This is a genomic window from Polynucleobacter necessarius, assembly GCF_900095205.1.
Classification (GTDB): Bacteria; Pseudomonadota; Gammaproteobacteria; order Burkholderiales; family Burkholderiaceae; genus Polynucleobacter; species Polynucleobacter necessarius_E.
The window spans coordinates 573,646-598,994 of the sequence record NZ_LT606951.1 but is presented as its reverse complement, the minus strand read 5'-3'; the positions used below and the strand labels follow the sequence as shown (position 1 = coordinate 598,994).

The following is a 25,349-nucleotide window of genomic DNA, read 5'->3' as shown; positions in this document are numbered from 1 at the left end:
GGTGTAGCCTGATTTGTAATCGATAATCCAACCCCACCCCATCCTAAAATGCTCTAAGCGCTTCTTATTTAAGGAACTCTTGGGCCGCAACGACCCCGCTAGCCTTAGGTTTGTAGCCAATTTAACCCAAGCTCATCTCTACCCCGCTCAAGGCAGCCATTAGGCTCAGCTCGTTGCAATCGCCTAAATGGCCAATGCGGAAGGCCTTGCCTTTAATCTTGCCTAAACCAGTTCCTAAGGAGAGATTAAATTTCTCAAAGCATGCTTACGCAGTACATCCGCATCCATGTCTTCTGGTGTGGCAATACATGTCAGCACGGGTGAATAAGAATCCGGGTCTTGGCATTGAATCTCAAGACCCCACGCATTGACCGCTGCACGACATGCGTCAGCCAAACGTTAGTGACGAGCAAAAATCGTATCCAAACCTTCAGCTATCATCATGTCCATTGCTTCATGCAACCCGTACATTAAATTAGTGCTGGGAGCGGTAGGCCAGTAGCCTGTTTTGTTGGACTCTAGAATCTCATCCCATGCCCAGTAAGACTTTGAAAATGTATTGTGCTTACTCGCTTCAATTGCTCTAGGTGATAAGGCGTTAAATCCAATACCTGGTGGCAACATCAACCCTTTTTGTGACCCAGAAATGGTGACATCCGCACCCCATTTATCATGCTCATAATCTGCTGAACCCAAGCCAGATCGCTGTCTACCAGCAATAGAGCTGGATGCTTCAGAGAATCAATCGCCTTGCGAACTGCTGCAATGTTCGAAGTCACTCCGGTTGAAGTTTCGTTATGCACCACACAAACTGCTTTAATTTCATGGCTAGTGTCTTGACGTAAACGCTCTTCAATCACCGCAGCGTCAACACCCCAACGCCAAGTATCTTGGCCTGCTTTACCAACGACCTCAACATCTAAGCCAAGGCGTTTTGCAAGTGCACGCCACAAATTAGCAAACTGCCCTGTTTCGTAGAGCAGCACTTTGTCGCCAGGATTGAGAACATTGACCAAGAGGCGCCTTCCCATGCACCAGTACCAGAAGCGGAATAAATAATGACAGGTTGCTCAGTCTTAAAAATCTTTTTAATACCTTCTAAAACCTTCAGACCAAACGCACCAAACTCTGGTCCGCGATGATCAATGGTTTGATAGCTAATGGAGCGTAATACGCGCGGAGGAACAGGGCTTGGACCAGGAATATGTAAAAAATGGCGTCCTGATGCGTGGCTATCAAGTTTCAACATGCTTTGTCTCGCTTATGGTGTGTTTATAGGTTGATTCAGGTGCTAGTGTATGACAATTTTCCATAAATTTCCATTTTGTATACAAATTATTTAAATAAAGACATAAAATAAATCAATATTTAAGGTATTTAAAGCTGTATTTATGCCTTCTGATGGTTTATTCCCGTTTTTGTATACAAATTTGTAGGTCAAGGAATTGATGCATGACAAACTTAGAGCAAACCCATTCTCAGAATTTGCATGAAGCAATTTATGAGAAATTGAGAACACTCTTGGCTGAAGGAAAGATTGCTCCTGGAAGCAGGCTTAATGAACGTGAATTAGCCGAAAGCCTCAGCGTCTCACGTACCCCGATTCGGGAAGCGATCCGTCGCTTGGCTGCTGAAGGTTTAGTTGAGCTCATAGCTAATCGCGGAGCAATTGCAGTTCAACTCCGTCTAGAAGACGTAATGCATACCTTTGATGTGATCGCAGACCTAGAAGGTTTTTCTGGCGAGCTGGCAGCCAAGAATATTAGCGATGCCGCTCTCTCTGAATTAGAAGCTCTTCAATATGAAATGGTGGCGTCATATGCTCGCCGTGATCTATCGAGTTACTACAAACTCAATTTACGTATCCATCACCTCATTAATCAAGCTGCAAATAATCCAGTTCTATCTAAGATTTTTACTCAGGTGAATGCGCGTATTGAAGCTTTGCGTTTTCGCTCCAATCAAGATGGCGTCAAGTGGGAAAAGGCTGTAGAGGAACATCAAGAGATGCTCGATACTCTCAAGGCACGTGACAGTTTTCGTATGCGCAAGATCATGATTCAACACGTCAGAAACAAGCGAGATGTTGTAGCCCAACTACTTCAAGCAGAAACCAATCACGAGACTGCTCAACATGAATAAACCACTAGACCTCAAAGAACTCATAATCGACTAAGCTAGCTTAGCAAAGCGTCTTCGCCAAGAAACTTCTGGCGAAGTCATGACCGATAGCGCTAGTCGCGGTCGCTATGCAACCGATGCCTCGATTTATCAAGCGATGCCAGTGGCTGTTTTTGTGCCAAAGAGTGCGCAAGATATTGCTACCGCTATCCAAATTGCCGCAGAGTTAGGTGTGCCCGTGCTTCCACGTGGAGGTGGCACAAGTCAGTGCGGTCAAACTACAGGCGCCGCACTAGTCATTGATAACACTAAATACTTCAGAAATATTTTGGAACTCAATCTGGATAAAAGCTATGTTGAGGTAGACCCGGATCTCGTTCTTGATCATCTCAATGGTTCACTAAAGCAACATCGTCTTTGGTATCCCGTGGACGTATCTACTGCTGGACAAGCAACAATTGGAGGCATGGCAGGAAACAATTCTTGCGGCAGCCGCTCTATCGCTTACGGCAATATGGTGCATAACGTATTGGGAATAGATGCGTGGTTGGCTAATGGCCAAGTAGCCCAATTTGGTAATTACGCTAACAGCGCTGGTGTAGCTAAAGAATTAGGTGACTTTGTAAAAAACTTAGCGACTTCTCTGCAACCAGAAATCGAAGCAAAGTTTCCAAAAGTATTAAGACGCGTTGCCGGCTACAACCTCGATATCTTTCATCCGCAGAGTGAACTTCCTTACACCCAGGATGGCAGCGTCAATTTAGCGCATCTCTTGGTTGGTAGCGAAGGCACTCTTGGCTACTTCAAGTCACTCAAGCTCAAGCTTGCACCTTTGCCGCAACACAAAGTTCTGGGCATCGTGAACTTTGCTAGTTTTTATAAAGCGATGGATAGTGTTCAACATATCGTAAAACTGGGACCCACTGCAGTGGAACTGGTGGATCGCACCATGATTGATTTAGCACGCAGCAATCCAAGTTTTAAGAAAACGATCGAAACCGCTTTGATTGATCACACAGCACAAACACCTGAAGCAATTTTGCTGGTGGAGTTTTCGGGTGAAGCACACGCCCCATTACTTGAAAAGCTTAAGCCCTACAAGAGCTCATGAGTGATTTAGGATTACCCGGCTCTGTGGTTCTGATGCCAGACGCAGCTCTGCAAAAGAATTTATGGGAAGTACGCAAAGCTGGTCTCAATATCATGATGAGCCTCAAAGGTGATGGCAAGCCAGTGAGCTTTATTGAGGACTGTGCTGTGTCCTTAGAAAGCCTAGCAGATTACACCCAAGCGCTAACCGACGTGTTCTCTAAATATGGGTCGGGGCACTTGGTATGCCCATGCATCCGTTGGAACATTACATGTGCGCCCTATTTTGAACATGCGTAGAGACGGTGCCCAGAAAATGCGTGCAGTTGCTGAAAAAGCATCTGCATTAGTTCGCAAATATAAAGGTGCCTATAGCGGCGAGCACGGCGATGGCCTTTGTAGAGGTGAATGGATCTCTTGGCAGTTTGGTCCCAAGATCACAGAAGCGCTTGCTGAAATTAAATACGCTTTTGATCCTAAAGGATTATTTAATCAAGGCAAGATTATCGATCCACCCAAGATGGATGATGCAAGTAACTTTCGATTTCCTCCGAGCTATAAAGTCATTCCGCTACAACCTGCATTGGATTGGTCTGCTTAGAATGTACAAAATGATCCTGTCACAGTAGAAACTACAGCACCTGGTACTGGCGGTGATCCAGCGATGGGCTTGGCCAAAGCAGTGGAGATGTGTAATAACAATGGTCACTGCCGAAAGTTTGACGCAGAAGTCATGTGCCCCAGCTATCGCGTGACTCGCGATGAAAAACACCTCACCCGTGGAAGAGCCAACACACTACGTCTAGCCCTATCCAATCAATTAGATCTAAAAAGCGGTGCGTCAGTAGATTCATCTCCATTGGCAAGCGATGCGGTCAAAGAGGTGATAGAATTGTGCATTAGTTGCAAAGCCTGCCGCCGTGAGTGCCCCACTGGCGTAGATATGGCCAAGATGAAGATTGAGTTCTTATCAGCATATAAGAAACGAGCTGGCCATTCTTTACGTGATTTTGCGGTTGCTTATTTACCGAAATACGCAGCCCTCATTAGTGATATCACTTTTCTGCCCGCACTACTGAACTTGCGCAACCAGATTAAACCCGTTGCTAAATTTCAAGAGTGGGTGGTGGGAATTTCTGCGCAAAGAAGTTTGCCCATTTAGAAGAGTAAGAGCTTTTGGAATCAACCAATATCAGATGCCTATCAATTTTCTCCAGAGCAATTAGCAAATAATGCTGATGGCAAGGGAGTAGTTCTACTAGCGGATACTTTTAACGCCTACTTTGAAGATGAGAATCTCATAGCTGCTTTGAAAGTTCTTAAGGTTGCTGGCTATCGCGTTCACATTCCGTACAAGAGCAATAACAAGCAAGCACAACAGGCTGGCATAACAGTCAGCACATGCTCTAAAGAGTTTTGCTGTGGCAGAACCTATCTGGCAGCAGGTATGGTCGATAAAGCAAAAAATACCCTCGGCGAACTAGTTGATCGCTTGGCACCCTATGCCGAAAAGAATATCCCCATCATTGGTTTAGAGCCCTCCTGCTTGTTTACTTTGAAAGATGAAGCCTTGGTCATGGGCTTTGGTGAACGCGCAGTGACAGTCTCAAAGCAAGCGCAACTTTTGGAAGAGTTTTTAGCAAGCGAAGTGAAAGCGGGCAAACTCAATCTTAAGCTGAACAGCACAATGAAGCCCGTACTTTTTCATGGACATTGCCATCAAAAATCATTTGCGGCCGTTACTCCCGCAATGGAGTTACTGAAGTTAATTCCTAATGCAGATCCTAAGTTAATCGAGTCTTCTTGCTGTGGCATGGCTGGTAGCTTTGGATATGAAGCAGAGCATATTGACGTATCAAAGCAAATGGCCGAAGCAAGCCTTCTACCTAGCATCCGTAAATCACCAGATGCCTGGATAGTGGCCGATGGCACCAGTTGTGTCGCCATCAGGTTGCCGATGGCACTCAAAGAGAGGCTGTGCATATCGCCAGAATTTTGGCAGCACATCTGTAACAAAGCAGTTTCTGGCGTTAACGAATGATGCCGTAACCCACCATCAGCAATGTTCCAGTCAATAAGGCTGGAACCAAACGCTTGGTGGGTTTAGAAACCATCACACCGATAGCTAAGCCGCAGATCAAGATCCGAATCCATAAAGGCACTGTAGCCATCAAGCCCAAAGGCATCACAATCAGTCGCACCGTTAAAGCAGCAACCATGGCATAAGTCACGGCCGCTAACCAGCGAAAGATTTCACTTTCTTGATTAATGCTTTGAGATAGAAACACCCCGATTGCACGACAGAAGTAGGTTCCCAAGCATGCGCGCCTACCAAGGCAATCCATAACCCCCAGCCAGAAAGCGCATTGGCCATGCTATCGAATGCACTCATCAACTGATCACTCCAGCTTTCCGACGCAAGAACTTACGATCAATCAAGTAAGCCAAGGTTCCCGCTACCAAGCCCACCGTTAATAAGCTGGTATCACGATCGAGCACAAAGAAAATGGGACCAAAAATACAACCTAAGAAAATGGCAATCCGATTAATCCAGGGTTTTACTTCTGTAAAGGTCAACAAGAAAAATAATGGATTAATAAATACCAAACCAAGAGTAATCGGGGCTGGAACCATGCCAGCTAAGTAGTAACCCAAAATAGTTCCTGGAATGGAGATCAACCAACACAACAATCCTAGGCCAACAAAGCAGCTTAAGCGATGCTTAATTTCTGTTGCATGAAACTCACGCATCGAGATAGCCCATGCAGTCATCGCTAGTAGGTGCACAGAAGCATAAAGACTACGATTGCGATCCCTTTGATGAAACTGCGAGAATAAAGTCACCGTCATCGTAATGAAACGGGTTGATGTCAACGTCACTGCTAAGGCAATTGCAAATACGGATGAACCAGTGATGGCCATTTCTAGTAAGACAACCTGACCTGGCAAGGCGAACATAAAGAAAGATGTAAAGGTAGTGAACCAAACATCGAAGCCATTGGTTTTGCCCATTGCACCAAATCCCACCATACCAGCAAAAAGTACCATAGCAGGCGCTCCTGCAGCATCCCGAATGCCTGACCAGAATGCATGTCTTGGATCTTTGAAGCGTTGTGCTGCAGACTCTTCTAGCGCGATTTCACTAGGATCAATATAGGGCTGGTCTGCTGATGACATATCTAGATTGTAAGAGCTTAAATGGGTTCTTGCTTAATGGGGAGTCGCTAGCGCCCATTCAATGTGTCCAGCAACCAACGTATCTGCACTCGAAAGTGCGTCCATGAGCGTTGCACGAATTGCCGCTTTATCCACTTCATTTACTTGAGCGCTAGCTAGCGCATTACCCATCGCTACGGCTAAGTTACGCCGCCATCTGCTATACCCAATTCTGCAAATCGCACTGCCCTCATGACGCTGCTCAAAGTCTGATTCAGACCAAGTCCAAAGCTGCAGAAGTGATGACCCTCCCAAACCATGACGCTCTGCAAAGTCAGGCATTTGCGACCTTTTGGCAAACTTATTCCAAGGGCATATCAATTGACAATCATCACAGCCATACGCGCGATTGCCCATTGCCCTCCTCAATTCCACTGGAATTGCTACGGGGTTTTCAATGGTGAGATAGGAGATGCATCGCCGTGCATCCAATTGATATGGAGCTGTAATGGCTTGCGTTGGGCAGACATCAATGCAAGAAGTACACGTACCGCAATGCTCTTCCTGCTCTTGATCAATTGGCAGTGGGACATCAATCAAAATCTCACCTAAGAAAAAGGTGGAGCCCGATTCTCGATTTAACAACAAGGTGTGTTTGCCACGCCAACCTAATCCTGCTTTACGCGCTAACTCCACCTCCATCAATGGGGCAGAGTCAGTAAATACGCGATAACCAAATGGGCCGATTTTTGCTTTAATGACTTTGGCAAACTCTTGTAAACGACTGCGAAGAACCTTATGGTAATCGCGCCCACGGGCATACATTGAGATTACGCCTTGAGTAGGTTCTTCGAGTCTCTGCCACTCTACATCGAAATTCGTTTCAGGTGGCAGGTAATTCATAGAAACACAAATGACTCGAACCGTACCAGGCACTAGCAGCTCTGGATTAGAGCGCAAATCAGCATGGCGCTGCATGTATTCCATATGGCCATGGCGCCCTTCTGACAGCCACTTGCTAAGATGATCCGTAGCAGATCCTAAATACGTATCAGTGATCCTAAGTCCATCGAACCCTAAATGCGCAGACTGCTCCCCCAGCCACTCACGAAGGCTTGAGTCATCTAAAGACTGAAGGTTGGCAGATAAAGGCATAGGGAATACAGAATGTAGCGCAATAATTGAATAAACTAAGGAAATGACTGGAAATCAAACGCCGCAGACATCTCCAAAGGCATCTCTCAAGCAACATTGTAGGCAAGAAGCGGAAACCGCGAAACTTGCCAGTGCACTTGCCGCCAGTCTTGAGAAACTGTTTAGTCAAAACCCTCAAGCCCACCCCAATATCTCACTAGAAGGAGATTTAGGAGCAGGCAAAACTATCTTTGCCAGATATTTGATACAGAGCATGGGGCATGAGGGTCGGGTGAAGAGTCCTACCTACACATTGTGTGAGCCCTACCCTATCCAGAAAAATAATCTGTCATTCACGGCACATCATTTTGATCTTTACCGCATGCGCGACCCCCTTGAGTGGCAAGAAGCTGGATTTGCAGAGCATTTTGATGTGCCGGGCTTTTGTTTGATTGAGTGGCCAGAGAAAGCTGAAGGCACCTTACCTGCATTTGATATTCAGATTCAACTAAAAGCGGGTGCTGATGAGAATGAACGCTTTATCACGCTTAATGCCCTATCTGAACAAGGCAATATTGTTATTAATAGTATTCATGTCAACTAGAGATGAGCGCTCAAAAAGTTAACCACTCTAGAAGACAGCATCTAAAAGCTTCAGCAAAGCTCTTAGGCTTTGTACTTCTTCTAGGTGAAGTCGATATTGCTTGGGGTGCCAAGATCCTTGACGTACGTGTATGGCCCTCAGAGGACTACACACGCGTTACTTTGGAATCGGATACACCCCTACCGATCACCCAACAGATTCTGACCAATCCAGATAGGCTGGTAGTTGACGTTCAAGGACTTGAGCTTAACCCCACACTCAAAGATTTAGTCGCGAAAGTAAAACCCAATGACCCCTATATCTCTCAAGTACGGGTCGGACAGCTTCAGCCAGGAGTTGTGCGCTTAGTGTTCGATTTAAAAGAACCGATCAAGCCACAACTATTTACGCTAGATCCAATTGGTGAGTACAACTACCGCATGGTATTTGACCTCTATCCAACAACACCGCCAGACCCATTAATAGCTTTAGTCAGAAGTAGCGCCAAGAAAGAAAGCGCCCTGGAAAAATCCAATGAAGAGATCGATCTCATTGCGCAATTTGCCACTAAGAAAGAAAAAGAGTTGGCAAAGACTCCGGCAGCACCAGTGGCTCAAGCCATTCCAGAAATTAAAGGGCCTCCTGCAACTGCTAAATACAAGCGTTTAATTACCATCGCCATCGACCCGGGCCATGGAGGGGAAGATCCTGGAGCGATTGGTGCAGCCGGGTCTCGAGAAAAGAATGTCGTACTCGCAATCGCTAAGCGCCTGAAAGACAAAATTGAGAATGAAGCTTATATGCGCCCCTTCTTGACTAGAGATGGCGATTACTTTGTTCCTCTACATGTGAGAGTACAAAAAGCAAGGCGAGTAGAGGCCGATTTGTTTGTTTCGATTCATGCAGATGCATTTATTGAAAGAAATGCTAGAGGTGCTTCAGTGTTTGCCTTGTCTCAGATGGGGGCTAGTAGCACCACAGCACGCTGGATGGCCAACAAAGAAAACGCATCCGATCTGATCGGTGGCATCAACATCAAGACGCAAGATCGTCAGGTTGCAAACCTGCTTCTCGATATGTCCACTACCGCCCAGATTAAAGATTCGCTACAGGCGGGGAACTCCATCCTGAAGCAAATCGGTGGTTTTGCAGCGCTTCATAAACCTAAGGTAGAACAAGCGAGTTTTGCCGTTTTGAAGGCCCCAGACATCCCCTCCATTCTGGTTGAGACCGCGTTTATCAGCAATCCACAAGAAGAGGCACGCTTAAACGACGATAGCTATCAGGATCGAATTGCCAAGGCCATTTTGCGTGGAATTAATGATTATTTTTCCAAAAATCCACCCGTTGCCCGTCGGGTAAACTCCTAGGAACTTGTAAGCACAAGGGCTGATGGGCAGACTCAGCAAGCCTAGGGAGGCTCAACAAACTTCTTGCTACAATTTACGGCTTAACTGGGTCGGTAGCTCAGTCGGTAGAGCAGCGGACTTTTAATCCGTTGGTCGCGAGTTCGAATCTCGCCCGACCCACCAGCTATACAAAAGCCTCTAGAGAAATCTAGGGGCTTTTTCTTTTAGTTTCGTGGAATGCGTAGAGACTGTTCTGAACAATACGGAACTGAATGTATGTTTCAAGTGGGGATGCTAGGCGCTGGGTGACCATGAGCGACTCACAGGTGTCGTGTTTCTAGACGCTTGAAGTGATTTATTGGATAAACCGATAAAATAAAACCGCCCGAAGGTGGTTTTATTATTTCTTGGTTGCCCGGGGCAGTATCGACAAGCGCTTAAGATTCTTTGCAAATATTAATTTAACTTACGGTTTTAATCTTCAATCTATCAATATCGTCTCTTCGGCGCACCAGCAAAAGATTGCTTGTTCTCAATATGTCTAAATGTAATACGGCCTTTACTTAAGTCATAGGGAGAGACCTCCAAAGAAACCTTATCTCCCGCCAATATACGGATGTGATTTTTTTTGACTCTTCCTGCTGTATAGGCAATAAGCTTATGGCCATTGTCTAAAGTAATCCGATAACGAGAATCTGGCAGAATTTCATCAACAAGACCTTCCATTTCAAGCAACTCTTCTTTTGCCATTTAACATCCTTTATGAAAATAAAAAGCCCAGTCATGCTGGGCTTTAGGCCAGGCAAATAATTTCCGCCTGGCATTTGCTTCTAATTTAAACAGGTTGAATATTGGATGCTAACTTGCCTTTAGGGCCAGTAGTAATATCAAAAGTCACCGCTTGACCTTCAGCTAATGATTTAAATCCGTTGCTATTAATTGCTGAAAAATGGGCAAATAAATCTTCACCGCCGAGTTCAGGGGTAATAAAACCAAAATCTTTAGCGTCGTTAAACCATTTCACAATTCCGTTTGCCATATCTGATTATTCCTTAAAAAAAGGCTGCGCCCAAATGAGGCGAAAGTCAAAAATGGCGAGGGAGATGCTAAAAAGAACTATCGCAGAACTGCGGTATTAATTACTAGTACAACAACACTATTAGCTTGAAAATCGCTACGTGCATTTTACTCTACTTTGTCAGCAAAAGATTACTTACAAAGAAATCGCCTTTATAGCGGCTATAGGGTCAGGTAATAGTGCTTTGGCAATCCGTTGCTCGTGAGTTCGAATCTCGCCCGACCCACCAGTTATACAAAAGCGTCCTTCGGGTGGCTTTTTCTTTATGTCAATTACCAAGTACCTCGCTGCCTATATTGGTGAGATCTGAAATGCCTTATGAATTGAATTTCCTTGTGAGTCTACAGCCACAATGACTGGGAAGTCTCTCAGCTCAAACTCATGAATCGCTTCCATACCTAGATCTTCAAATGCAATAACTTCTGAGTGTGTGATTGTCTTAGAAAGCATATAGGCGGCCCCACCAACTGCTGCCAAATAGATTAATTGATGTTTTTTAATAGAAACTATTGCCTCTGGGTCCTCGCTCTGCTTTGCCGATCATTCCCAATAAACCTGTTTTAGCGAGCAGCATCTCAAAAAATTTATCCATACGTGTTGCTGTAGTAGGGCCAGCTGGACCAACGGCTTCACCCTTGATTGCATCTACCGGCCCAACATAATATACAAATCGACCATCAAGAGAGATAGGCAGCGGCTCGCCTTTTACCAATAAATCAACTAAGCGCTTATAGGGCTGCATCTCTTGCGGTTAATATTTTTCCGGAAAGCAATAAGGTCTGCCCTACTTTCCAACCTTTAATATCTTCCTTATTTAGAGCGTCAACATTCACCTTAATGGCGGAGTTCAAATGAAAGCTATCTGGAATACCTTCCCAAGCATCAAGCGGTGGTTGCTCAAACCTTGCTGGACCAGCACCATCCAAATTAAAACGCACATAACGATTAGCAGCACAATTAGGAACAATCGCAACAGGAATCGTAGCTGCATGGCATGGCAAGGTAGCAACCTTCACATCCAAAACTGTTGCAAGACCTCCAAGTCCTTGAGCGCCAATCTGCAACGCATTAATGCGATCAAAAAGCTCTAAACGTAATTTCTCTTCTGAATTTTGAGCGCCTTTGGCGCGCAAGAGATCTATGTCAATAGGTGTGAATAAGGACTTTTTAGCAAGTAAGGTGCCTGCTCTGGACCAGCGCCAATCCCAACACCAAGAACTCCTGGTGGGCACCAGCCGGCACCCATAACTGGCAACTGCTCAATTACCCAATCGACAACACTATCACTGGGATTCAAAGTTGTAAACATCCCCACCTCCACCTTTAGCAACAACCAAAACCTCCAAGAGGTCGCCTTCAGTTACCTCGCAAAATGACTGACCCGGAGTGTTGTCTTTAGTATTTTTTCTTGCACCCAATGGATCGTCAATTGTTGTAGCTCGCAAGGGATTATCTGGGTTGGTATAGGCACTTCTTGTTGCCTCGTCAATTAAGGCCTGCAATGACAGTAGTGGGTGTGCATCTCGTCGATAGAATTGGACTTCTGCGCCAAGCTTCATAAAAACTTGAGCAGTTCCAGTATCTTGACAGATTGGTCGATGACCCAAAAGACTCATTCGACTATTAACTAGCAACTGCAGCATCGTAGACTTTGCTGCAGGATTTAACTCTGACTCATAAGAGCATCTTAATGCCTTTACATAATCAACTGGATGCGTGTACAAACTGTAACGCATCGGCCATGCTAATAACTAGGTCTTCCTGGGCTATCTTTCTCATACCCGCCCTGTGGCCTCAGCAGTTAAATGGCGTAAACCTCCCATGGCCTCAGCAACTACTCCAAAACCTGGCTTATCTCTATAGGGACCTGTTTGGCCATAGCCACTGATTCTGAGAACAATTAACTTTGGATTGATTTCAAGTAATGCTTGAGGATTCAGACCCTACCCTTCTAATGTTCCAGGGCGAAAGTTCTCAATTAATACATCCGCCTCTTTCAGCAAAGTTCTGACGATGTCTTGCGCCTCCGCCTCTCTTAAATCCAAAAAAAGAAAACGCTTGTTGCGTGACTGAACTTGCCACCACACGGATGTACCATCTTTGAGCAGCCGCCACTTACGTAAGGCATCGCCCACCCTAGGCGGCTCAATCTTAATCACATCAGCACCAAAATCAGCCAATGTTTTTGCGGCAAATGGTCCAGCAATTAATTGCCCCATTTCAACAACTTTAAATTTTGCTAGCGGCTCCATCACTTTCCCTGAAATAATTTTTACTAAAGTTACACCCCTCATTAGACTTGAAAATTGCTTTTTAGAGGCATATCCTTCTCATTTTGCGAAGGATTGGGTAGAATTGACCTATGAAAACCCTCCTAAACCCCGCCGGAGTTGACTTTGTTACCCTCAAGCTATTTTGCTCGATCGTCCAATCCGGCAGCATTACTAAGGGGGCAAACGAATGTAACCTAGCCCTATCAGCAGCTAGTAGGCGGATTTCTGAATTTGAAGAAACAGTAGGCGTAGCGCTTACTCGACCGCTCAGTAAAAGGCGTTACCTTGACTCATGCTGGTCACGCCGTGATGCAACATGCATTAATACTATTTCAAGGCTTCGAACAATTAAGTAATGAGCTCAGTGAATACTCAAAGGGCGTCAAAGGGCATATCAGACTTTGGGCCAATATGTCTGCGTTAACTGAATTTCTACCATCAGCACTAGCTAGTTTTTTAAAAGATAACCCTGAAATACAAGTAGAGGTTGAAGAGCAATTAAGTGGCGATATCGTCAGGGCGCTGATGGATGGAATTGCAGATATCGGTGTATTTGCTGAAGGTCCAATTACCACTGGATTGGAAACCCAAATCATGGGTAGCGATCAACTCGTGATTGCCTGTAGCAAAGCCCATGATCTCAGCAAAAGAAAAAATATTACTTTCAATGAATGTCTTGAATACGATTTTGTAAGCCTTAATAAAGGAAGCTCCTTGCTCGAGCTCACTTCAAGATGCGCCGAGAAATTAGGCAAACAAATGCGATTGAGAATCCAGGTAAGAAGTTACGATGCAATGTGCCAAATGATTGCAGTCAATCTAGGTATTGGCGTGTTGCCATTACAAGCTTGCGCTGCGCAAATTAAAGCATTGGGTCTCAAGGTCATTCACCTAGAGGATGCATGGGCAAAAAGAAACTTGTTGGTTGCTATCAAAGCAAATACCCATCAATCTCCTGCAACCGCATTGTTAAGCCAACATTTACTGGGTCGATAAAACAGAAACCCCCATCGCTATGGATGGGGGCCGTGATTCAAACAGATTAAAACAAGACTACTTAACTAAAGTAACTCCTGGGGGACCCCAACTTCCACTTCCTGGCGGAAGAATGGATGGGGCTTCCACCTTTGGCCAATAGAGCCTCATCACGAGATAAGGATTTCCATCTGGCGCTGGTAACCAATTCGACTCTTTTGCTTTTCCTGGGGAATCTTTTTGAATACAGATAGTCCAAACTGCCATCAGCATTCTTTTTCATAGAGGACAACATCGACGAATTAATCAAATATCGATTGATGGGGTTCTCTATCAACAACTGTGACTTGCCGTCATACATTGTTACTGACAAAAAGCATTTACAGGGGGCAGCTGACCTTTAGCAAAGGTAATGGTGTATTGATGCGCACTGGTATCCAACATTTCACCTGCTGCAGTCACACGAGTGGCTGGATACACCGCCTATCAGCATCATTGCCATAAATTCCCGCTTTGGCAGCTGCTGCACGTAAGAGTCAATTACCGCTGTAGAAAGAACGATCACCAAATACCGAGCCCACATTCCACCCGTTAATATTTTTGATGCCCTCCTCCAAGAATTTGGCAATCTTAATATCGCCTTCTTGCATACCTTGAGTGGCCGCAGCCTTCAGTTCATCTGGCAAATCTTTGTATGAGAAGGTTTTATTCACATCAACACCAATCTTGGCCAATTTGTTGCGAATATCTTGGTCCTCAGTACTTGCTGGGACAAATAGCAGTGCCGCATCCAAGTACTCATAAAAATTTGTCTTGATGCCTGCAGTACTGACTGGAGGAAATTCTACTTTTTGCGCTTCTGGTGGCGCATCCTGCTTCAGGAAAGCTGAAAGCGTTTGAACCTTATACCCAGTCTGAACTTTTTCAACATTTTTCATGTCGTTTGCATTAAATAACTGGGTACGGAAAATAGTTAATCCATATGGGGTGCTCGATTGAAATACTTTCTTGATGCCGGCAGGAGTTTCATCCTTCCACTCGGGACCAACCACCAAATAATTTCCAGCCTCAAAACCGGTCGCGCGACTGCCCATATAACCGTAGTTATAAAGATTGCCATCGATCAGTTGCACAGAGTAATAGCGGTTCTTTGGTACAGCGGACACCGATATGACCACTGGCTCAGTACGTAAATCCAACCAAGCCATTGAGTAAGGTGTGTCGCTATTCTGGCTAACAATAGAGGTGTCTTTATAAGTAAAGACACGATGCTCATTATTAATCGTATTAAATGGTGCCTTGTATTGCCCTGAATCCTTATCCAACACATACTCATTCATCACTACGTAATTCATGACTAAGGGCAATCCGTAAATATAGGCCTCTTGTGCAATTGCTCTCACCTCATCCCGCAGATGGATATGGGGAAGCAGCCTGCTTTGGCGCTGGAGGAGGCTCAGACTTCCCGCAACCCCCTAGAATCATGACTGATGCCACCATAATTGCAGCTAAACGTCCAATATTCATCATTCTTCTCCAAAGTTAACCATTATTATAAGGATATTAGCGAATAGTGGGCTTATGCAAGCATTGAAGCATCTTTATATGCACTTGATAACTACTTTTATCCAATTTTCGAGATACTGGAACACAATTTGGACGCATCAGTTTTCCATAAAGCAAAAAAGGCATTGCAATGAATATTAATTTTTCCGAACTAGTTCAATCCCTAGGCGACGCAGTCGTCACTTCAGATGGGAAGGGAATCATTATTTATTGGAATCCCGCAGCAGAACGTATTTTTGGATTCAGCGGCCGAAGCTCTTGGCTCCAGCATGGATCTCATCGTGCCAGAACGACTGCGTCAACGTCACAATGAAGGCTAAGAGCGCTCCATGCAAACGGGTACCACTCGCTATGGAGACAAACTCTTAACAGTGCCCGCCTTGCATAAGTCAGGCAAACCCCTCTCCATCGCGTTTACTGTATCAATGATTTTTGACGATAAGCAGCAACCTATTGCTGTTGCAGCAGTCATTCGAGATGACACTGAAAGATTCAATAAGCAAAGAGCCTTGAAAAAACGAACTGCAGAACTAGAAGGACAGGTTCAATAAATTGACGTGATCAGGAATCATTCACTCTGATGTAGACGAATGATTGCCGAAAAATCTAGCTTACCACCGCTGCCTTGTGAGCTAAACATTTGATAGAGCTGCTGAGCGACTGCTCCTAGCACTACTGGTTGTTTAGCAAACTTTGCTGCCTCAGTTGCCAAACCCAAATCTTTCAGCATTAAATCGACTCCAAAGCCGCCGGTATAACCCCCAGAAGCTGGAGCAGTTTCGACAACACCAGGATAGGGGTTATAAATTTCAAAGCTCCAACATCTTCCACTAGAAGTATTAATGATTCCAGCTAGGACCTTAGGGTCCATTCCCAAAGAAACCCCCAGAGACATTGCTTCGGCTGTAGCAATCATCGATATACCCAAGAAGCATGTTGTTGGCCACTTTAGCAACTTGACCATTTCCAGAGTCGCCACAATGCACAATATTTTTTCCCATATTGGATAGCAATGGTTGCACCCTATCAAAATTTACTCTACTGTCACCAACCATAAAGGTTAGTGTTCCCGCTTCAGCCCCGCCAGCACCACCGGATACTGGCGCATCTAACATGGGATTGCCTTGATCGTTAGCTACCTTAGCAACCTCTCTTGCTGCTTGGGGGTCGATAGTTGAACAATCGATCAATATGACGCCCTTGGTTACTGCTTCAAGAATTCCATCTTCATTGAGATAGACCGATTTCACATGCTGACTCGCTGGCAGCATGGTGATGATGATTTCTACATTTGTTGAGCTAGCAATCTCTGCTACAGACTTGACCACGTGCGCGCCTGCCTCGCGCAATTGAGTAAGCGCATCTTCGGACAAATCAAAAACTGTTAAATCATGACCAGCTTTGATTAAATTGCGAGCCATTGGCGCACCTATGTTTCCCAAGCCAATAAATCCTATTTTCATTCTTGTTTCCATGCACTAGTTATAAGTAATATTACTTCAAAGGAATGAAGCGGTAAGGCGACCACTCAAGAGGACAGATTCATCAAATAGACATATGATGAGCCGAAAATCAACCCATTCTCATCATTAACTCTTAATAGGTAAAATGGCACACAGTCCTATGCTTGATACCCCAGAAACCTTCCATGCAATCGGTGACGGGTTTGAGTATGGCATTAGACCAATCCAAAAAAGCGATAAACAAAAGCTGATAAACCCATTTAATCACCTCTCCCCAGAAAATCGATACCTTCGTTTTGCGCACGCGATATCTGAGCTACCAGATGAATATCTAGAGGATGTTATTGAGCTTGATTACCAAAAGGAAATGGCTTTAGCAACCTTCATCAAACCCAATACAAAAGATGAGGAATTATTGGCATTGCTCGGTACGTATGCCAAGGAGACACTTTGATTTGCGAATTTTCGCTAACAGTGAGCGATGCCTTCGCTTCGCATGGGGTCGGAACCACGCTAATGCGTCACTTGATTGAGTCTGCCCAAAAGCAAGGACTATCAGAGATAGTTGGCTACATACTCAATAACAACCATAACATGCTTCACTTAATGAAAGATTTGGGATTCGAAACCAATCAGTTTCTGGAAGATGCGGAATTCAAAAAAGTTACTTTGGAGCTTCAGAAAGTTGCGCAAAGCAAAACCTAAAAAGCCCTTGGTTTTATTCAAGGGCTTTTTATTGCAACACAAGCTCTCAGTTTTCGATCAATCTCAATAGGCCATTATGAAAATTTTAAGCTAGCTGACGAATTAGCTTTTTTAGCTGTTTCACCATACTGAATGACATCACCAATCATTTCAGCAGTACAGGCAGATAAAGTCCATCCTAGATGGCCATGGCCAGCGTTGTAATACACATTGGGCTTACTACCCCTGCCAACTTTTGGCATCATTGTAGGCATCATTGGACGCAAACCTGCCCAAGGAACTACCGAGCGAGTGCTGACTTCGGGGAAGCATTGATTAACCCAATCAACTAATGGCTTGATACGATCGGCACGAATATCACGATTGATGCCATTAAATTCTGCAGTACCAGCAACACGGAATCGATCCACCCCAAGACGACTAGTAACGAGCTTAGTTTCGTCATCTAGAAGGCTCACATTAGGGGCGCCCTCTTGGCTAGCCTTATCTATCAAATTCACTGTAATGGAATAGCCCTTAACCGGATAGACATTGACACGATCACCCAACTGAGCTGCAAGATCGCGACTTCCAACACCAGCGCAAACGACAACATTATCAAAAACGAGTTGGCTTGCTTGCCCATCCTTACTCAGCGTTAAGTTCACACGATTACCATCTGACTGAACAGCAAGCACCTCATGCTCATAAATAGCTTTAACGCCTAATTTAGCAGCAGCTTCTGATAGTCCAAAAGTAAATTTATGAATATCCCCCGTCGAATCGCTCTCCGTGTAATAACCACCATAATATTTACCAGCGAGAGTATGTTCGATCTCTTTCATCTCTTGCGGAGTCACAGCAGTACGTCCTAACCCACCTTCAGCTAGCATTTTGGAAACCTTACCAGCGTGCTCAAAACCCGCCTGATCACGGTAGATATGCAAGATGCCTTCACGCTTTAAGTCAAAATCGATGCCCTCTTGCTTTGCCCAAGCAAATAGATGCTTCCTGGCTTCAATTGCCATATGTGCAGTCTGAACCGTGTTGCTCTTATAGTTAGGAATCGATGCAATGAATTCCGCAAACCATGAGAACTTATGCCAGTCAGGTTTTAGGTTAATCAATAAAGGAGCATCTTTTTTAAATACCCACTTCATGCCCTTCATGATTGTTGACCAGTGATTCCAAACCTCTGCATTGGAAGCAGATAGCTGACCACCATTAGCAAAGGATGTTTCCATGCCAGCATAACGATGACGCTCGATGAGAGTGACGTCATAGCCACGCTTAACCAAAACATAAGCTGTTGTGACACCTGTGATGCCACCACCAATAATTACAAATGATTTCATATTGAGATCCAAAAAACGTCAAGGGTTTCCCATTGCAAATGCACAAGGGGTCCCCTCTGTTCTGGACCTGAGAGATTCGCAAGCATCAGATACTTACTTGCTCCTTCGGTGTTATTGAGTGACGAAGACTCAATATCTCTTCAGAGTTTAAAAATCATTTCGGTTCTTTTGCCTGAGAGTTTCCGGGGCGATTGCTCCTTCGGCGCTGTAAAAAACAGTCTCTCCCGAGAATGATTTACATAATTTTAATGCTAAACCTTTAAGTACTGCCCAACCAATTCGCACCAGAATGTAGCACCAATAGCTATATTCCCATCATTAAAATAATAGGCTGGGTTATGCACCATGCACCTACCGGGAGTATCTCCATTACCAATAAAGAGGTAAGAGCCGGGAATCTTCTCCAGCATAAATGCAAAATCTTCGCTACCAGATAGTGCAGGGCCTTGACGTGTAATTGCTGCTTGGCCAAAAAAGTCAGCCGCAACATTTCTTGCAAACTCAGTTTCTGCAGGAGAATTTACCAACACTGTATAACCCTTTCGCCAATTGATGTTGGCGGGTTAAGCCGAAACTTTCAGCCTGCGCTTTCACCAGATCTTTAATTCTTCTCTCAAGATCAAGTCTTACCTGCGGATCTAACGCACGATACTTAACTCTAATTTTGCCACTCCTGGAATGACATTATTGGCATGGCCTGCATTAAATGCGCCCACTGTAATCACTGCAGATTGTTGTGGATCTACATTTCTAGAGACAATAGTTTGTAATGCCATCACAATCGAAGATGCTGCAACAATGGGATCAGAAGCCTTATGCGGCAATCTTCCACGTCCACCCACGCCGCTTATCTCAATGGATGCATAGTCACTAGATGGACATGGCTGGCCCCTCTCGAAATACAAGATGACCCACTGGGTAACCTAGCATATTATGTATTGCAAATATAGAATCGCATGGAAAGCGCTCAAACAAGCCATCCGCCATCATCTGTAGGGCTCCACCACCCTCTTCAGCAGGTTGAAATATTAAATTCACCGTACCTAAAAAATTTCTCTTGGCTGCCAATTCTTTCGCGGCAGCTAGCAACATGGCAGTATGACCATCGTGACCGCATGCATGCATCACGCCATGATTACAGCTTGACCGCTTCCACCCCGCTCGCCTCATGGATTGGCAACGCATCCATATCAGCTCGTAAACCAATAGACATCTCACCAGTACCATTTTTTAAGACGCCTACAACGCCAGTATCACCAATACCCTCATGAACCTCATAACCCCAAGATTTCAGCTTTTCTGCCACTACCGAAGCCGTTCTATGCTCCTCAAAAGCCAGCTCTGGATGCTGATGAATATCTCTCCTCAAAGAAATAAACTCATCAACCTCAATCAAAGCCAATTCACTAGTTTGATTCATTTATTAACCTATTTATTGGGGCTGAAGGTTAATGGATTTTGCGATAGCTCTAAATTGGGCAGTGCCGTCACCATATACCTTGCTTAACTCATTCAAACTCAATGGTTTAGCAATCAATAAGCTAATGGCATCAAGATCAGATTTTACCGTTGGATCTTCAAGCACTTCGGCTATGGCTTTGTTCAGGGTTTGTACGATGGGCTCGGAAGTATCTTTTTTGACAAAATATCCTGTCCATATGGAATACGTAAACCCTTTTAAGCCCTTACTCTCTGAGATAGCGGGATACTCTTTTACGCTATCTAGGCGCTTAGCATTGAGCATCGCGAGCAACTTAATTCTGTCTTGCTTTGCCAACTCATCATGAGACTTTACCATATGGCGCCAAGAAAAAATCAATCTGACCGCCGATGAGATCCTGCAGTGCAGGGCCACGCACCTTTATAAGGGACGTGGGTCATAGGGATCTTTGTTTCTTTTGAGAGCTGCTCGCCCAAAAGATGATAGAAAGAGCCAGGGCCTACGCTTGCATACGAGAGGGGCTTACCATCTTGAGCCGCCTTTTTTGCATATGCTAAAAAAGAATCTATATCTACTAGCATATCACTTCTAACTAAGAATGCAATTTGTGCAGATCCAATCATTTGCACCAAGCGGAAATCTTCGCTTTTAAACTTAATTGCTGAATTTGCCAGTAGCCCTAAGATCAACTCATTGGGAGATCCCTGCATAACCAAATATCCATCTGCTGGGCTATTGAGAACCTTTTTGGGCGGCAATTCCACCGCTAGCACCGCCAATATTTTCAACAATGACAGCCTCCCCCAATTTCTTAGAAAGTGCCGGGCTAACAATGCGCACGATCACATCCGATACACCACCAGCTGGATATGGCACGACCAAACTCACCAGTTTATTAGGATAAGTCTAAGCAATGGCTACTGAAGCAACTGTCAAAGAACAGAAAACTGAGGATAAGAACCTAAACAACTTCATCTTGAGACCTTTTAGATTGAATATAGGAACCATTCTAGATATCGCTATATGTAATGTCTAATGCATTCTGATACCATTTAATATAATTTAATGTAATAGCTAATGGGGTGGTTATATGACGCTGACACAATTAAGACATATGAGCGAGCTTGCAAAGACTGGTTCGTTTATTAAATCCTCCGAAAACCTATTCGTTACACAACCAGCCCTTAGTAGAAGCATTAAATCTCTTGAGGATGAACTCGGGGCAAAGTTGTTTGATCGCCAAGGAAGACACACTTCCTTAACCGCATTTGGCGAAGAGATTTTGCGACGCTCGCAAATCCTGCTTGACCTTGCAAAAGATATTAAAGAAACCAACAGGAACTTCAAGAACGGCTTGAGCGGACAAATTAGGATAGGAATGGGCTCTGGCCCAGGAACCCTTTTAATGACTGAACTTCTCAAGCATATTGCCGTGAAATATCCTCATCTTCACATAGAAATAGCTAGAGGCAAAATAGGCATGCTGATTGAATCATTGCGCGCAAGAAAGTTGGATGCTCTGATTATCAATGCAAGATCCATGAAGCCATCCCAAGATCTGAAGATGGAAATCATCCATGAAACCCCTGGAGCATTTATGGTTCGCAAAGGTCATCCCCTGAGAAAGCTCAAAAAGATAACTATTGACGACCTCAGAAAATATCCTATTGCCTCAACAGCACCGAGCGAAGAGACGGAGAAAACCATTATTGATCGTTATGGGAAAGATGCAAATCTTGAAAACCTAGTCAACATTAAGTGTAGCGAGATTTCTAGCTTGGTCGAAGTGGCTCAACAGAGCAATACTGTTCTGCTTGCTATTCGCAAATCAGCACTAGAGCTAGAAGAAATTACACTCACCCCCCAGCTCAATGCAACTGCAATATTTGGATTTGTAACGATAGAAAATAGAACTGAGTCCCCACTTCTACGCCACGTAAGAGACTTTGTTGAAAAAAATCTCAATGAGCCCATTCAATCTAAATAAAAAAACCCGCCAAAATGGCGAGCTAAACTTTAAATACTGGAGATTGAATATTTATTTTAGAAAGTGTGGCGAACACCAACTGCGTAATTGCTGATGGCAGCATTTACAGAGACACTGGTAGCAGCTCCAGCGTAAGCATTTCCTGTAGATACTATAGTTTGCCCATACATTGCATATAAATTAGTACGCTTGCTCAACCAGTAATTTGAACCTAACTGAAAGCCATTAAAGTTAGCAGTAGGTGATCTAGGCCCCATTTCTGTGATCGACCCAAGCCTGCAGAAGCCCATCCTTCGCTAGTTGGAGTAATAAGTCCTCTTACACCCACCTGCTCTGCAGAACGGCCTAGATAATAATTTGGCGAAAGGCTAGAAGTTGCTTTTCTGGTTAAGTACTGTGCATAAGCCTTTAAGATTCCAGAATCATATGTGCCGGCAATATACAACTGGTTATCTTTGACGTTTAATGCATTGCCAGTAGCATTAGGTAATGTACCTGTATTTGCAGTGGCATTAGTCCAAGCAGCAGAATCTGTGATTGATGTTATCGCTGTGGTTTGTTGTTTTAATGCTTGATAAGCTGCTGTGATGTAGAACTTTTGATATGTATAGTCTACTGCTAATCCCCAACCATTCGCATTGATATTGCCACCCGTTACCGTAGTAGGCGTAGTCGTTTGGGACTGATTTTTATTATTTATGGCATAAATACCGCTTGCGGTAAATCCATAAAAATTATCTATTTTGAATGATAAGGTATTGGCAGTACGTGCAGTAAAACCAATCGCAGTTGAGCTAGCGCTTGTACTACCAACGCCCTGGGTACTTGCATAGATGAGATTGCCGGTAATATTGTTTAGGTTACCAGGATCAGTTACTAAAGCCGCCTTAAATATCGGTGTATATTGCAAACCTAGCGCACCTTCACCAATGCCATTTTTCCTTAAACCCAAAAATGTTTGACGGTTAAAAAAGCCAGTATTTGCAGCGCCCGATACAATTGAGTCTTGAGGATATAACTGCACCTCTACAGTAAAGAATGCTGAAGCGCCCCCTCCTAAATCTTCCAAACCCTTGAAACCTAATCTACTTGAGCTTTCAGCATTTTGACCGATAAGGCTCACAGTGTTTTTTGATTGGGCACCATTGCTAGCTACAGTTGCAGATCGCACGTTACCGCCTACATAACCAGTATCTAATATTCCATATATGGTGACGCTTGATTGCGCCTGAGCTAAGTTACCCATCAATAGTGATGCGGTGGCTGCAAATACTAATTTTTTCATTTCTTAAATTCCTTTATTTCTATAAAAATAGGGTTGATTGTTTTGTGTGTTTTTTAGGGTGCTTTAAACTCAATATTTCTGAATGTAGCTAGTCTAGGGAAGCACATTTATGATGTCCAATGCATTCTTATGACTATTTACATAATTAAAAGTAATAGTTTTGATCAATATCGCCCGTGAAATATTCGTTACTAGTCAGGCTTGATGTTGTTCGTTGCGATAACCCTCCCCCAACGTTCCATTTCTTTATTGAGGTAAACCGCAAGCTCTTCAGGGCTGGAGCCTATAGGCTCAGCACCAATCGCCTCAAACTTTTTCTTTATTTCTGGAATAGCCAAACTCGCAACTAAAGATGCATTGAGTTTTTTAATGATTGGCTTTGGGGTATTTGCAGTCATAAATACTGCAAACTATGAGGTGACGTCATACCCAGGCAAGCCGGATTCAGCAATCGTAGGTACACCAGGGCAGAGATTTCGATTGGATTTAATTAAGAATCCAGGAGATTCTGGCAGGAAACGCAGAATAATCGGCAGTAAAAGGAAAGGAATAATGGCAACGAAGAAAACGGATGGCCATCCATATGTAGGAATTAAAAAGATACCTACACCAGCTGACAACATTCCACCTACTGAATAGCCACTAAACATAACAGTAACTAAGAGGCTACGAATTTTCTTAGGGGAATATTCAGTCATTAAAGCAACTACGTTAGGCATCACACCGCCGATTCCCAGGCCCGCAATAAATCTGCAGACTCCAAATTGCGTGAAATTTTCTGCAAAGCCATTGATAAAGGTGAAAACGCTAAATAAAGTGACGCACATGGCAATGGTTTTCTTTCTACCTATCTTGTCTGACAGAGGTCCAAAAAACATAGCACCAAACATCATGCCAAATAACGCATAACTACCAAGCGTCCCCGCCTGCATTGGTGAAAGTTGCCACTCTGCCATCAGTTTTGGTAAGACAACGCCATAAATAACGAGATCGTAACCATCAAAAACAATGATCAGACCACACCAAAATAGTAGACCCCAGTGAAATTTACTAAATTTCGCTTCGTCTATTAACTTATGCACATCAATTTGACTCATGATCTTATATCTCCAATTCTTTTTTGGTTGGTTTGCAAAAAATTGCTTTATTGCAAAATTAAATTCAGTCTCAGCTTCAATATTTGAAATATGAGACGCAGTTATTACTAATAGGTCGGCATTTACAATTCTTTCCTGCATAAACTTGGCATCATCTGTTGTTGTTACCGGGTCTTTTGCGCCGCTAATAATGAGTGTGGGGATATTAATTTTTGCAATATCACTTCTTAAATCCTCTCCAGCTAGAGCCTCGCAACAACTGGCGTAACCTTTCGGAACTCATATTCTTTAAATTCACTAGCAACTCATTTACTGCCCCAGGGCAGGAACCGAAGAATTCTGGGGTGAACCATCTTGATGGGGCAGAATCTGCGATAGCATTCAGGCCTTCTTTTCTAGCAAGTGCAGCGCGTTCGTTCCACGCTTGCTCAGTACCAATTTTTGGCGCTGTATTGGCAATGACTAATCCTTCAAGTCGTTTGGGTGCATTAACCGCAAGCCATTGCCCAATCAAACCGCCCATAGAAATGCCACAATAGAAAGCTTTATCAATGCCGAGATAATTCAACAGCTCCAAAACATCCTGACCTAGCTGCGCTATGGTGTAAGGACCCTGTGGCGCAGTAGTTAAACCATATCCCCGAGTGTCATATCGAATAATGTAGAAGTCTCTTCTTAATATCTCAAGTTGACCATCCCACATAGAATGATCG

At 44.1% G+C, this 25,349-nt stretch carries 26 protein-coding genes, 1 tRNA gene, 7 pseudogenes and 1 riboswitch; of the genes and pseudogenes, 11 read left to right on the top strand and 23 right to left on the bottom strand.

Going from position 1 to position 25,349, the window contains the following annotated elements:
* Positions 1-121: 121 nt before the first annotated feature.
* Positions 122-1,249 (bottom strand): annotated as a pseudogene (locus tag DXE37_RS03295) (pyridoxal-phosphate-dependent aminotransferase family protein).
* A 203-nt stretch (positions 1,250-1,452) separates the two neighbouring features.
* Here DXE37_RS03295 and DXE37_RS03290 point away from each other — a divergent pair.
* Together DXE37_RS03290 and DXE37_RS03285 are read left to right on the top strand one after the other, a co-directional pair.
* Positions 1,453-2,142: a GntR family transcriptional regulator gene (locus tag DXE37_RS03290; RefSeq protein ID WP_114636565.1), complete on the top strand. Its 690-nt coding sequence runs from the start codon at positions 1,453-1,455 to the stop codon at positions 2,140-2,142.
* A 79-nt stretch (positions 2,143-2,221) separates the two neighbouring features.
* Positions 2,222-5,223, top strand: a pseudogene (locus DXE37_RS03285) (FAD-binding and (Fe-S)-binding domain-containing protein).
* Between the two features lie 17 nt (positions 5,224-5,240).
* On the opposite strand, the gene DXE37_RS03280 reads toward DXE37_RS03285, so the two are convergent.
* The 3 genes from DXE37_RS03280 to queG form a co-directional block, all read right to left on the bottom strand.
* Positions 5,241-5,528: an AzlD domain-containing protein gene (locus DXE37_RS03280; RefSeq protein WP_231971030.1), complete on the bottom strand. Its 288-nt coding sequence runs from the start codon at positions 5,526-5,528 to the stop codon at positions 5,241-5,243.
* 73 nt (positions 5,529-5,601) lie between these two features.
* Entirely contained in the window at positions 5,602-6,387 is a 786-nt protein-coding gene (locus DXE37_RS03275; RefSeq protein WP_114636564.1) for an AzlC family ABC transporter permease, read from the bottom strand.
* A gap of 33 nt (positions 6,388-6,420) precedes the next feature.
* The gene (queG, locus tag DXE37_RS03270) at positions 6,421-7,521 is read right to left on the bottom strand and encodes a tRNA epoxyqueuosine(34) reductase QueG (RefSeq protein WP_114636563.1); all 1,101 of its coding nucleotides are present in this window, start codon (positions 7,519-7,521) and stop codon (positions 6,421-6,423) included.
* A 43-nt stretch (positions 7,522-7,564) separates the two neighbouring features.
* Between queG and tsaE the strand changes: the two genes are divergently transcribed.
* From tsaE to DXE37_RS03255, 3 genes are all read left to right on the top strand, one after another.
* A complete protein-coding gene (gene tsaE / locus DXE37_RS03265) occupies positions 7,565-8,104 on the top strand; it encodes a tRNA (adenosine(37)-N6)-threonylcarbamoyltransferase complex ATPase subunit type 1 TsaE (protein WP_114636562.1) in 540 nt (179 codons plus the stop codon).
* A gap of 2 nt (positions 8,105-8,106) precedes the next feature.
* Positions 8,107-9,453: an N-acetylmuramoyl-L-alanine amidase gene (locus DXE37_RS03260; RefSeq protein WP_114636561.1), complete on the top strand. Its 1,347-nt coding sequence runs from the start codon at positions 8,107-8,109 to the stop codon at positions 9,451-9,453.
* An 86-nt stretch (positions 9,454-9,539) separates the two neighbouring features.
* Positions 9,540-9,615 (top strand) — tRNA-Lys (locus DXE37_RS03255).
* Between the two features lie 306 nt (positions 9,616-9,921).
* On the opposite strand, the gene infA is transcribed toward DXE37_RS03255, so the two are convergent.
* The 4 genes and pseudogenes from infA to DXE37_RS03235 all read right to left on the bottom strand — a co-directional run.
* Complete coding sequence (gene infA, locus DXE37_RS03250) at positions 9,922-10,182, bottom strand: translation initiation factor IF-1 (protein ID WP_114636560.1); 261 nt, start codon at positions 10,180-10,182, stop codon at positions 9,922-9,924.
* 85 nt (positions 10,183-10,267) lie between these two features.
* A complete protein-coding gene (locus DXE37_RS03245; RefSeq protein WP_114636559.1) occupies positions 10,268-10,471 on the bottom strand; it encodes a cold-shock protein in 204 nt (67 codons plus the stop codon).
* 330 nt (positions 10,472-10,801) lie between these two features.
* Positions 10,802-12,289: pseudogene (locus DXE37_RS03240) on the bottom strand (fumarate hydratase).
* Positions 12,289-12,762 (bottom strand): annotated as a pseudogene (locus tag DXE37_RS03235) (CaiB/BaiF CoA transferase family protein); the annotation flags it as partial. The pseudogenes DXE37_RS03240 and DXE37_RS03235, both read right to left, overlap by 1 nt.
* Before the next feature lie 110 nt (positions 12,763-12,872).
* Here DXE37_RS03235 and DXE37_RS13900 point away from each other — a divergent pair.
* Together DXE37_RS13900 and DXE37_RS03230 are read left to right on the top strand one after the other, a co-directional pair.
* Positions 12,873-13,139: a helix-turn-helix domain-containing protein gene (locus DXE37_RS13900; protein ID WP_331852109.1), complete on the top strand. Its 267-nt coding sequence runs from the start codon at positions 12,873-12,875 to the stop codon at positions 13,137-13,139.
* Positions 13,069-13,779, top strand: a complete 711-nt coding sequence (locus DXE37_RS03230) for a LysR substrate-binding domain-containing protein (protein WP_331852108.1) — start codon at positions 13,069-13,071, stop codon at positions 13,777-13,779. The genes DXE37_RS13900 and DXE37_RS03230 overlap by 71 nt, the downstream gene beginning before the upstream one ends.
* A 57-nt stretch (positions 13,780-13,836) precedes the next feature.
* Here the strand turns inward: DXE37_RS03230 and DXE37_RS14235 are convergent, their stop codons facing one another.
* The 4 genes from DXE37_RS14235 to DXE37_RS13360 all read right to left on the bottom strand — a co-directional run bounded on the left by DXE37_RS14235 (position 13,837) and on the right by DXE37_RS13360 (position 15,288).
* Entirely contained in the window at positions 13,837-14,025 is a 189-nt protein-coding gene (locus tag DXE37_RS14235; RefSeq protein ID WP_415066663.1) for a DUF1214 domain-containing protein, read from the bottom strand.
* A gap of 96 nt (positions 14,026-14,121) precedes the next feature.
* Positions 14,122-14,238 (bottom strand): DUF1214 domain-containing protein, encoded by a 117-nt coding sequence (locus DXE37_RS12230; RefSeq protein ID WP_231971028.1) that lies wholly within the window; start codon positions 14,236-14,238, stop codon positions 14,122-14,124.
* Positions 14,239-14,294: 56 nt separating this feature from the next.
* Positions 14,295-15,161, bottom strand: a complete 867-nt coding sequence (locus tag DXE37_RS11185) for a DUF1254 domain-containing protein (RefSeq protein WP_197713064.1) — start codon at positions 15,159-15,161, stop codon at positions 14,295-14,297.
* A gap of 1 nt (position 15,162) precedes the next feature.
* Positions 15,163-15,288 carry a hypothetical protein gene (locus DXE37_RS13360; RefSeq protein WP_269460278.1) on the bottom strand — a complete coding sequence of 42 codons (126 nt, stop codon included), beginning with the start codon at positions 15,286-15,288 and terminating at the stop codon, positions 15,163-15,165.
* Between the two features lie 160 nt (positions 15,289-15,448).
* Between DXE37_RS13360 and DXE37_RS03220 the strand changes: the two are divergent.
* Positions 15,449-15,875: pseudogene (locus DXE37_RS03220) on the top strand (PAS domain-containing protein).
* A gap of 17 nt (positions 15,876-15,892) precedes the next feature.
* Here DXE37_RS03220 and mmsB read toward each other — a convergent pair.
* A pseudogene (gene mmsB, locus DXE37_RS03215) lies at positions 15,893-16,787 on the bottom strand (3-hydroxyisobutyrate dehydrogenase).
* Positions 16,788-16,932: 145 nt separating this feature from the next.
* On the opposite strand from mmsB, the gene DXE37_RS03210 reads away from it, so the two are divergent.
* Complete coding sequence (locus DXE37_RS03210; RefSeq protein ID WP_162786147.1) at positions 16,933-17,241, top strand: hypothetical protein; 309 nt, start codon at positions 16,933-16,935, stop codon at positions 17,239-17,241.
* Complete coding sequence (locus tag DXE37_RS03205) at positions 17,238-17,492, top strand: GNAT family N-acetyltransferase (RefSeq protein ID WP_162786146.1); 255 nt, start codon at positions 17,238-17,240, stop codon at positions 17,490-17,492. The genes DXE37_RS03210 and DXE37_RS03205 overlap by 4 nt, the downstream gene beginning before the upstream one ends.
* Before the next feature lie 74 nt (positions 17,493-17,566).
* Here DXE37_RS03205 and DXE37_RS03200 read toward each other — a convergent pair whose 3' ends face one another.
* From DXE37_RS03200 to DXE37_RS12225, 5 genes and pseudogenes are all read right to left on the bottom strand, one after another.
* Entirely contained in the window at positions 17,567-18,826 is a 1,260-nt protein-coding gene (locus DXE37_RS03200) for a D-amino acid dehydrogenase (RefSeq protein ID WP_114636556.1), read from the bottom strand.
* Positions 18,827-18,976: 150 nt separating this feature from the next.
* A riboswitch (glycine riboswitch) is annotated at positions 18,977-19,063 on the bottom strand.
* Positions 19,064-19,077: 14 nt separating this feature from the next.
* Positions 19,078-20,246 (bottom strand): annotated as a pseudogene (locus tag DXE37_RS03195) (M20 aminoacylase family protein).
* Positions 20,247-20,258: 12 nt separating this feature from the next.
* The gene (locus tag DXE37_RS13355) at positions 20,259-20,624 is read right to left on the bottom strand and encodes a tripartite tricarboxylate transporter substrate-binding protein (protein WP_269460277.1); all 366 of its coding nucleotides are present in this window, start codon (positions 20,622-20,624) and stop codon (positions 20,259-20,261) included.
* Between the two features lie 17 nt (positions 20,625-20,641).
* Complete coding sequence (locus tag DXE37_RS13350; protein WP_269460343.1) at positions 20,642-20,977, bottom strand: tripartite tricarboxylate transporter substrate-binding protein; 336 nt, start codon at positions 20,975-20,977, stop codon at positions 20,642-20,644.
* A 22-nt stretch (positions 20,978-20,999) separates the two neighbouring features.
* Positions 21,000-21,155, bottom strand: coding sequence for a hypothetical protein (locus DXE37_RS12225; protein ID WP_231971027.1), 156 nt, complete (start codon positions 21,153-21,155; stop codon positions 21,000-21,002).
* Between the two features lie 202 nt (positions 21,156-21,357).
* On the opposite strand from DXE37_RS12225, the gene DXE37_RS03185 reads away from it, so the two are divergent.
* Positions 21,358-22,254, top strand: coding sequence for a LysR family transcriptional regulator (locus DXE37_RS03185; RefSeq protein ID WP_114636555.1), 897 nt, complete (start codon positions 21,358-21,360; stop codon positions 22,252-22,254).
* Between the two features lie 56 nt (positions 22,255-22,310).
* Here DXE37_RS03185 and DXE37_RS12220 read toward each other — a convergent pair whose 3' ends face one another.
* From DXE37_RS12220 to DXE37_RS03165, 5 genes are all read right to left on the bottom strand, one after another.
* Positions 22,311-22,451, bottom strand: a complete 141-nt coding sequence (locus DXE37_RS12220) for a hypothetical protein (RefSeq protein ID WP_231971026.1) — start codon at positions 22,449-22,451, stop codon at positions 22,311-22,313.
* Between the two features lie 14 nt (positions 22,452-22,465).
* Positions 22,466-23,539 (bottom strand): porin, encoded by a 1,074-nt coding sequence (locus tag DXE37_RS03180; protein ID WP_231971020.1) that lies wholly within the window; start codon positions 23,537-23,539, stop codon positions 22,466-22,468.
* 191 nt (positions 23,540-23,730) lie between these two features.
* Positions 23,731-23,937: a type 2 periplasmic-binding domain-containing protein gene (locus tag DXE37_RS03175; RefSeq protein WP_114636554.1), complete on the bottom strand. Its 207-nt coding sequence runs from the start codon at positions 23,935-23,937 to the stop codon at positions 23,731-23,733.
* Positions 23,938-23,949: 12 nt separating this feature from the next.
* Positions 23,950-24,636 (bottom strand): MFS transporter, encoded by a 687-nt coding sequence (locus DXE37_RS03170; protein WP_114637524.1) that lies wholly within the window; start codon positions 24,634-24,636, stop codon positions 23,950-23,952.
* A gap of 220 nt (positions 24,637-24,856) precedes the next feature.
* Positions 24,857-25,339, bottom strand: coding sequence for an alpha/beta fold hydrolase (locus DXE37_RS03165; protein ID WP_231971019.1), 483 nt, complete (start codon positions 25,337-25,339; stop codon positions 24,857-24,859).
* Positions 25,340-25,349 lie beyond the last annotated feature (10 nt).

Coding starts and splice junctions, on each gene's coding strand:
- DXE37_RS03185 (WP_114636555.1), top strand. CDS start 21,358: ATGACGCTGACACAATTAAGACATATGAGCGAGCTTGCAAAGACTGGT.
- DXE37_RS03200 (WP_114636556.1), bottom strand. CDS start 18,826: ATGAAATCATTTGTAATTATTGGTGGTGGCATCACAGGTGTCACAACA.
- DXE37_RS13350 (WP_269460343.1), bottom strand. CDS start 20,977: ATGCAGGGATCTCCCAATGAGTTGATCTTAGGGCTACTGGCAAATTCA.
- DXE37_RS03275 (WP_114636564.1), bottom strand. CDS start 6,387: ATGTCATCAGCAGACCAGCCCTATATTGATCCTAGTGAAATCGCGCTA.
- DXE37_RS03260 (WP_114636561.1), top strand. CDS start 8,107: ATGAGCGCTCAAAAAGTTAACCACTCTAGAAGACAGCATCTAAAAGCT.
- DXE37_RS03175 (WP_114636554.1), bottom strand. CDS start 23,937: ATGACTGCAAATACCCCAAAGCCAATCATTAAAAAACTCAATGCATCT.
- DXE37_RS03245 (WP_114636559.1), bottom strand. CDS start 10,471: ATGGCAAACGGAATTGTGAAATGGTTTAACGACGCTAAAGATTTTGGT.
- DXE37_RS03170 (WP_114637524.1), bottom strand. CDS start 24,636: ATGAGTCAAATTGATGTGCATAAGTTAATAGACGAAGCGAAATTTAGT.
- DXE37_RS14235 (WP_415066663.1), bottom strand. CDS start 14,025: ATGGCAGTTTGGACTATCTGTATTCAAAAAGATTCCCCAGGAAAAGCA.
- tsaE (WP_114636562.1), top strand. CDS start 7,565: ATGACTGGAAATCAAACGCCGCAGACATCTCCAAAGGCATCTCTCAAG.
- DXE37_RS03290 (WP_114636565.1), top strand. CDS start 1,453: ATGACAAACTTAGAGCAAACCCATTCTCAGAATTTGCATGAAGCAATT.
- DXE37_RS13360 (WP_269460278.1), bottom strand. CDS start 15,288: ATGATGAATATTGGACGTTTAGCTGCAATTATGGTGGCATCAGTCATG.
- DXE37_RS13900 (WP_331852109.1), top strand. CDS start 12,873: ATGAAAACCCTCCTAAACCCCGCCGGAGTTGACTTTGTTACCCTCAAG.
- DXE37_RS03180 (WP_231971020.1), bottom strand. CDS start 23,539: ATGAAAAAATTAGTATTTGCAGCCACCGCATCACTATTGATGGGTAAC.
- infA (WP_114636560.1), bottom strand. CDS start 10,182: ATGGCAAAAGAAGAGTTGCTTGAAATGGAAGGTCTTGTTGATGAAATT.
- DXE37_RS03165 (WP_231971019.1), bottom strand. CDS start 25,339: ATGTGGGATGGTCAACTTGAGATATTAAGAAGAGACTTCTACATTATT.
- DXE37_RS03210 (WP_162786147.1), top strand. CDS start 16,933: ATGGCACACAGTCCTATGCTTGATACCCCAGAAACCTTCCATGCAATC.
- queG (WP_114636563.1), bottom strand. CDS start 7,521: ATGCCTTTATCTGCCAACCTTCAGTCTTTAGATGACTCAAGCCTTCGT.
- DXE37_RS13355 (WP_269460277.1), bottom strand. CDS start 20,624: ATGGTAAAGTCTCATGATGAGTTGGCAAAGCAAGACAGAATTAAGTTG.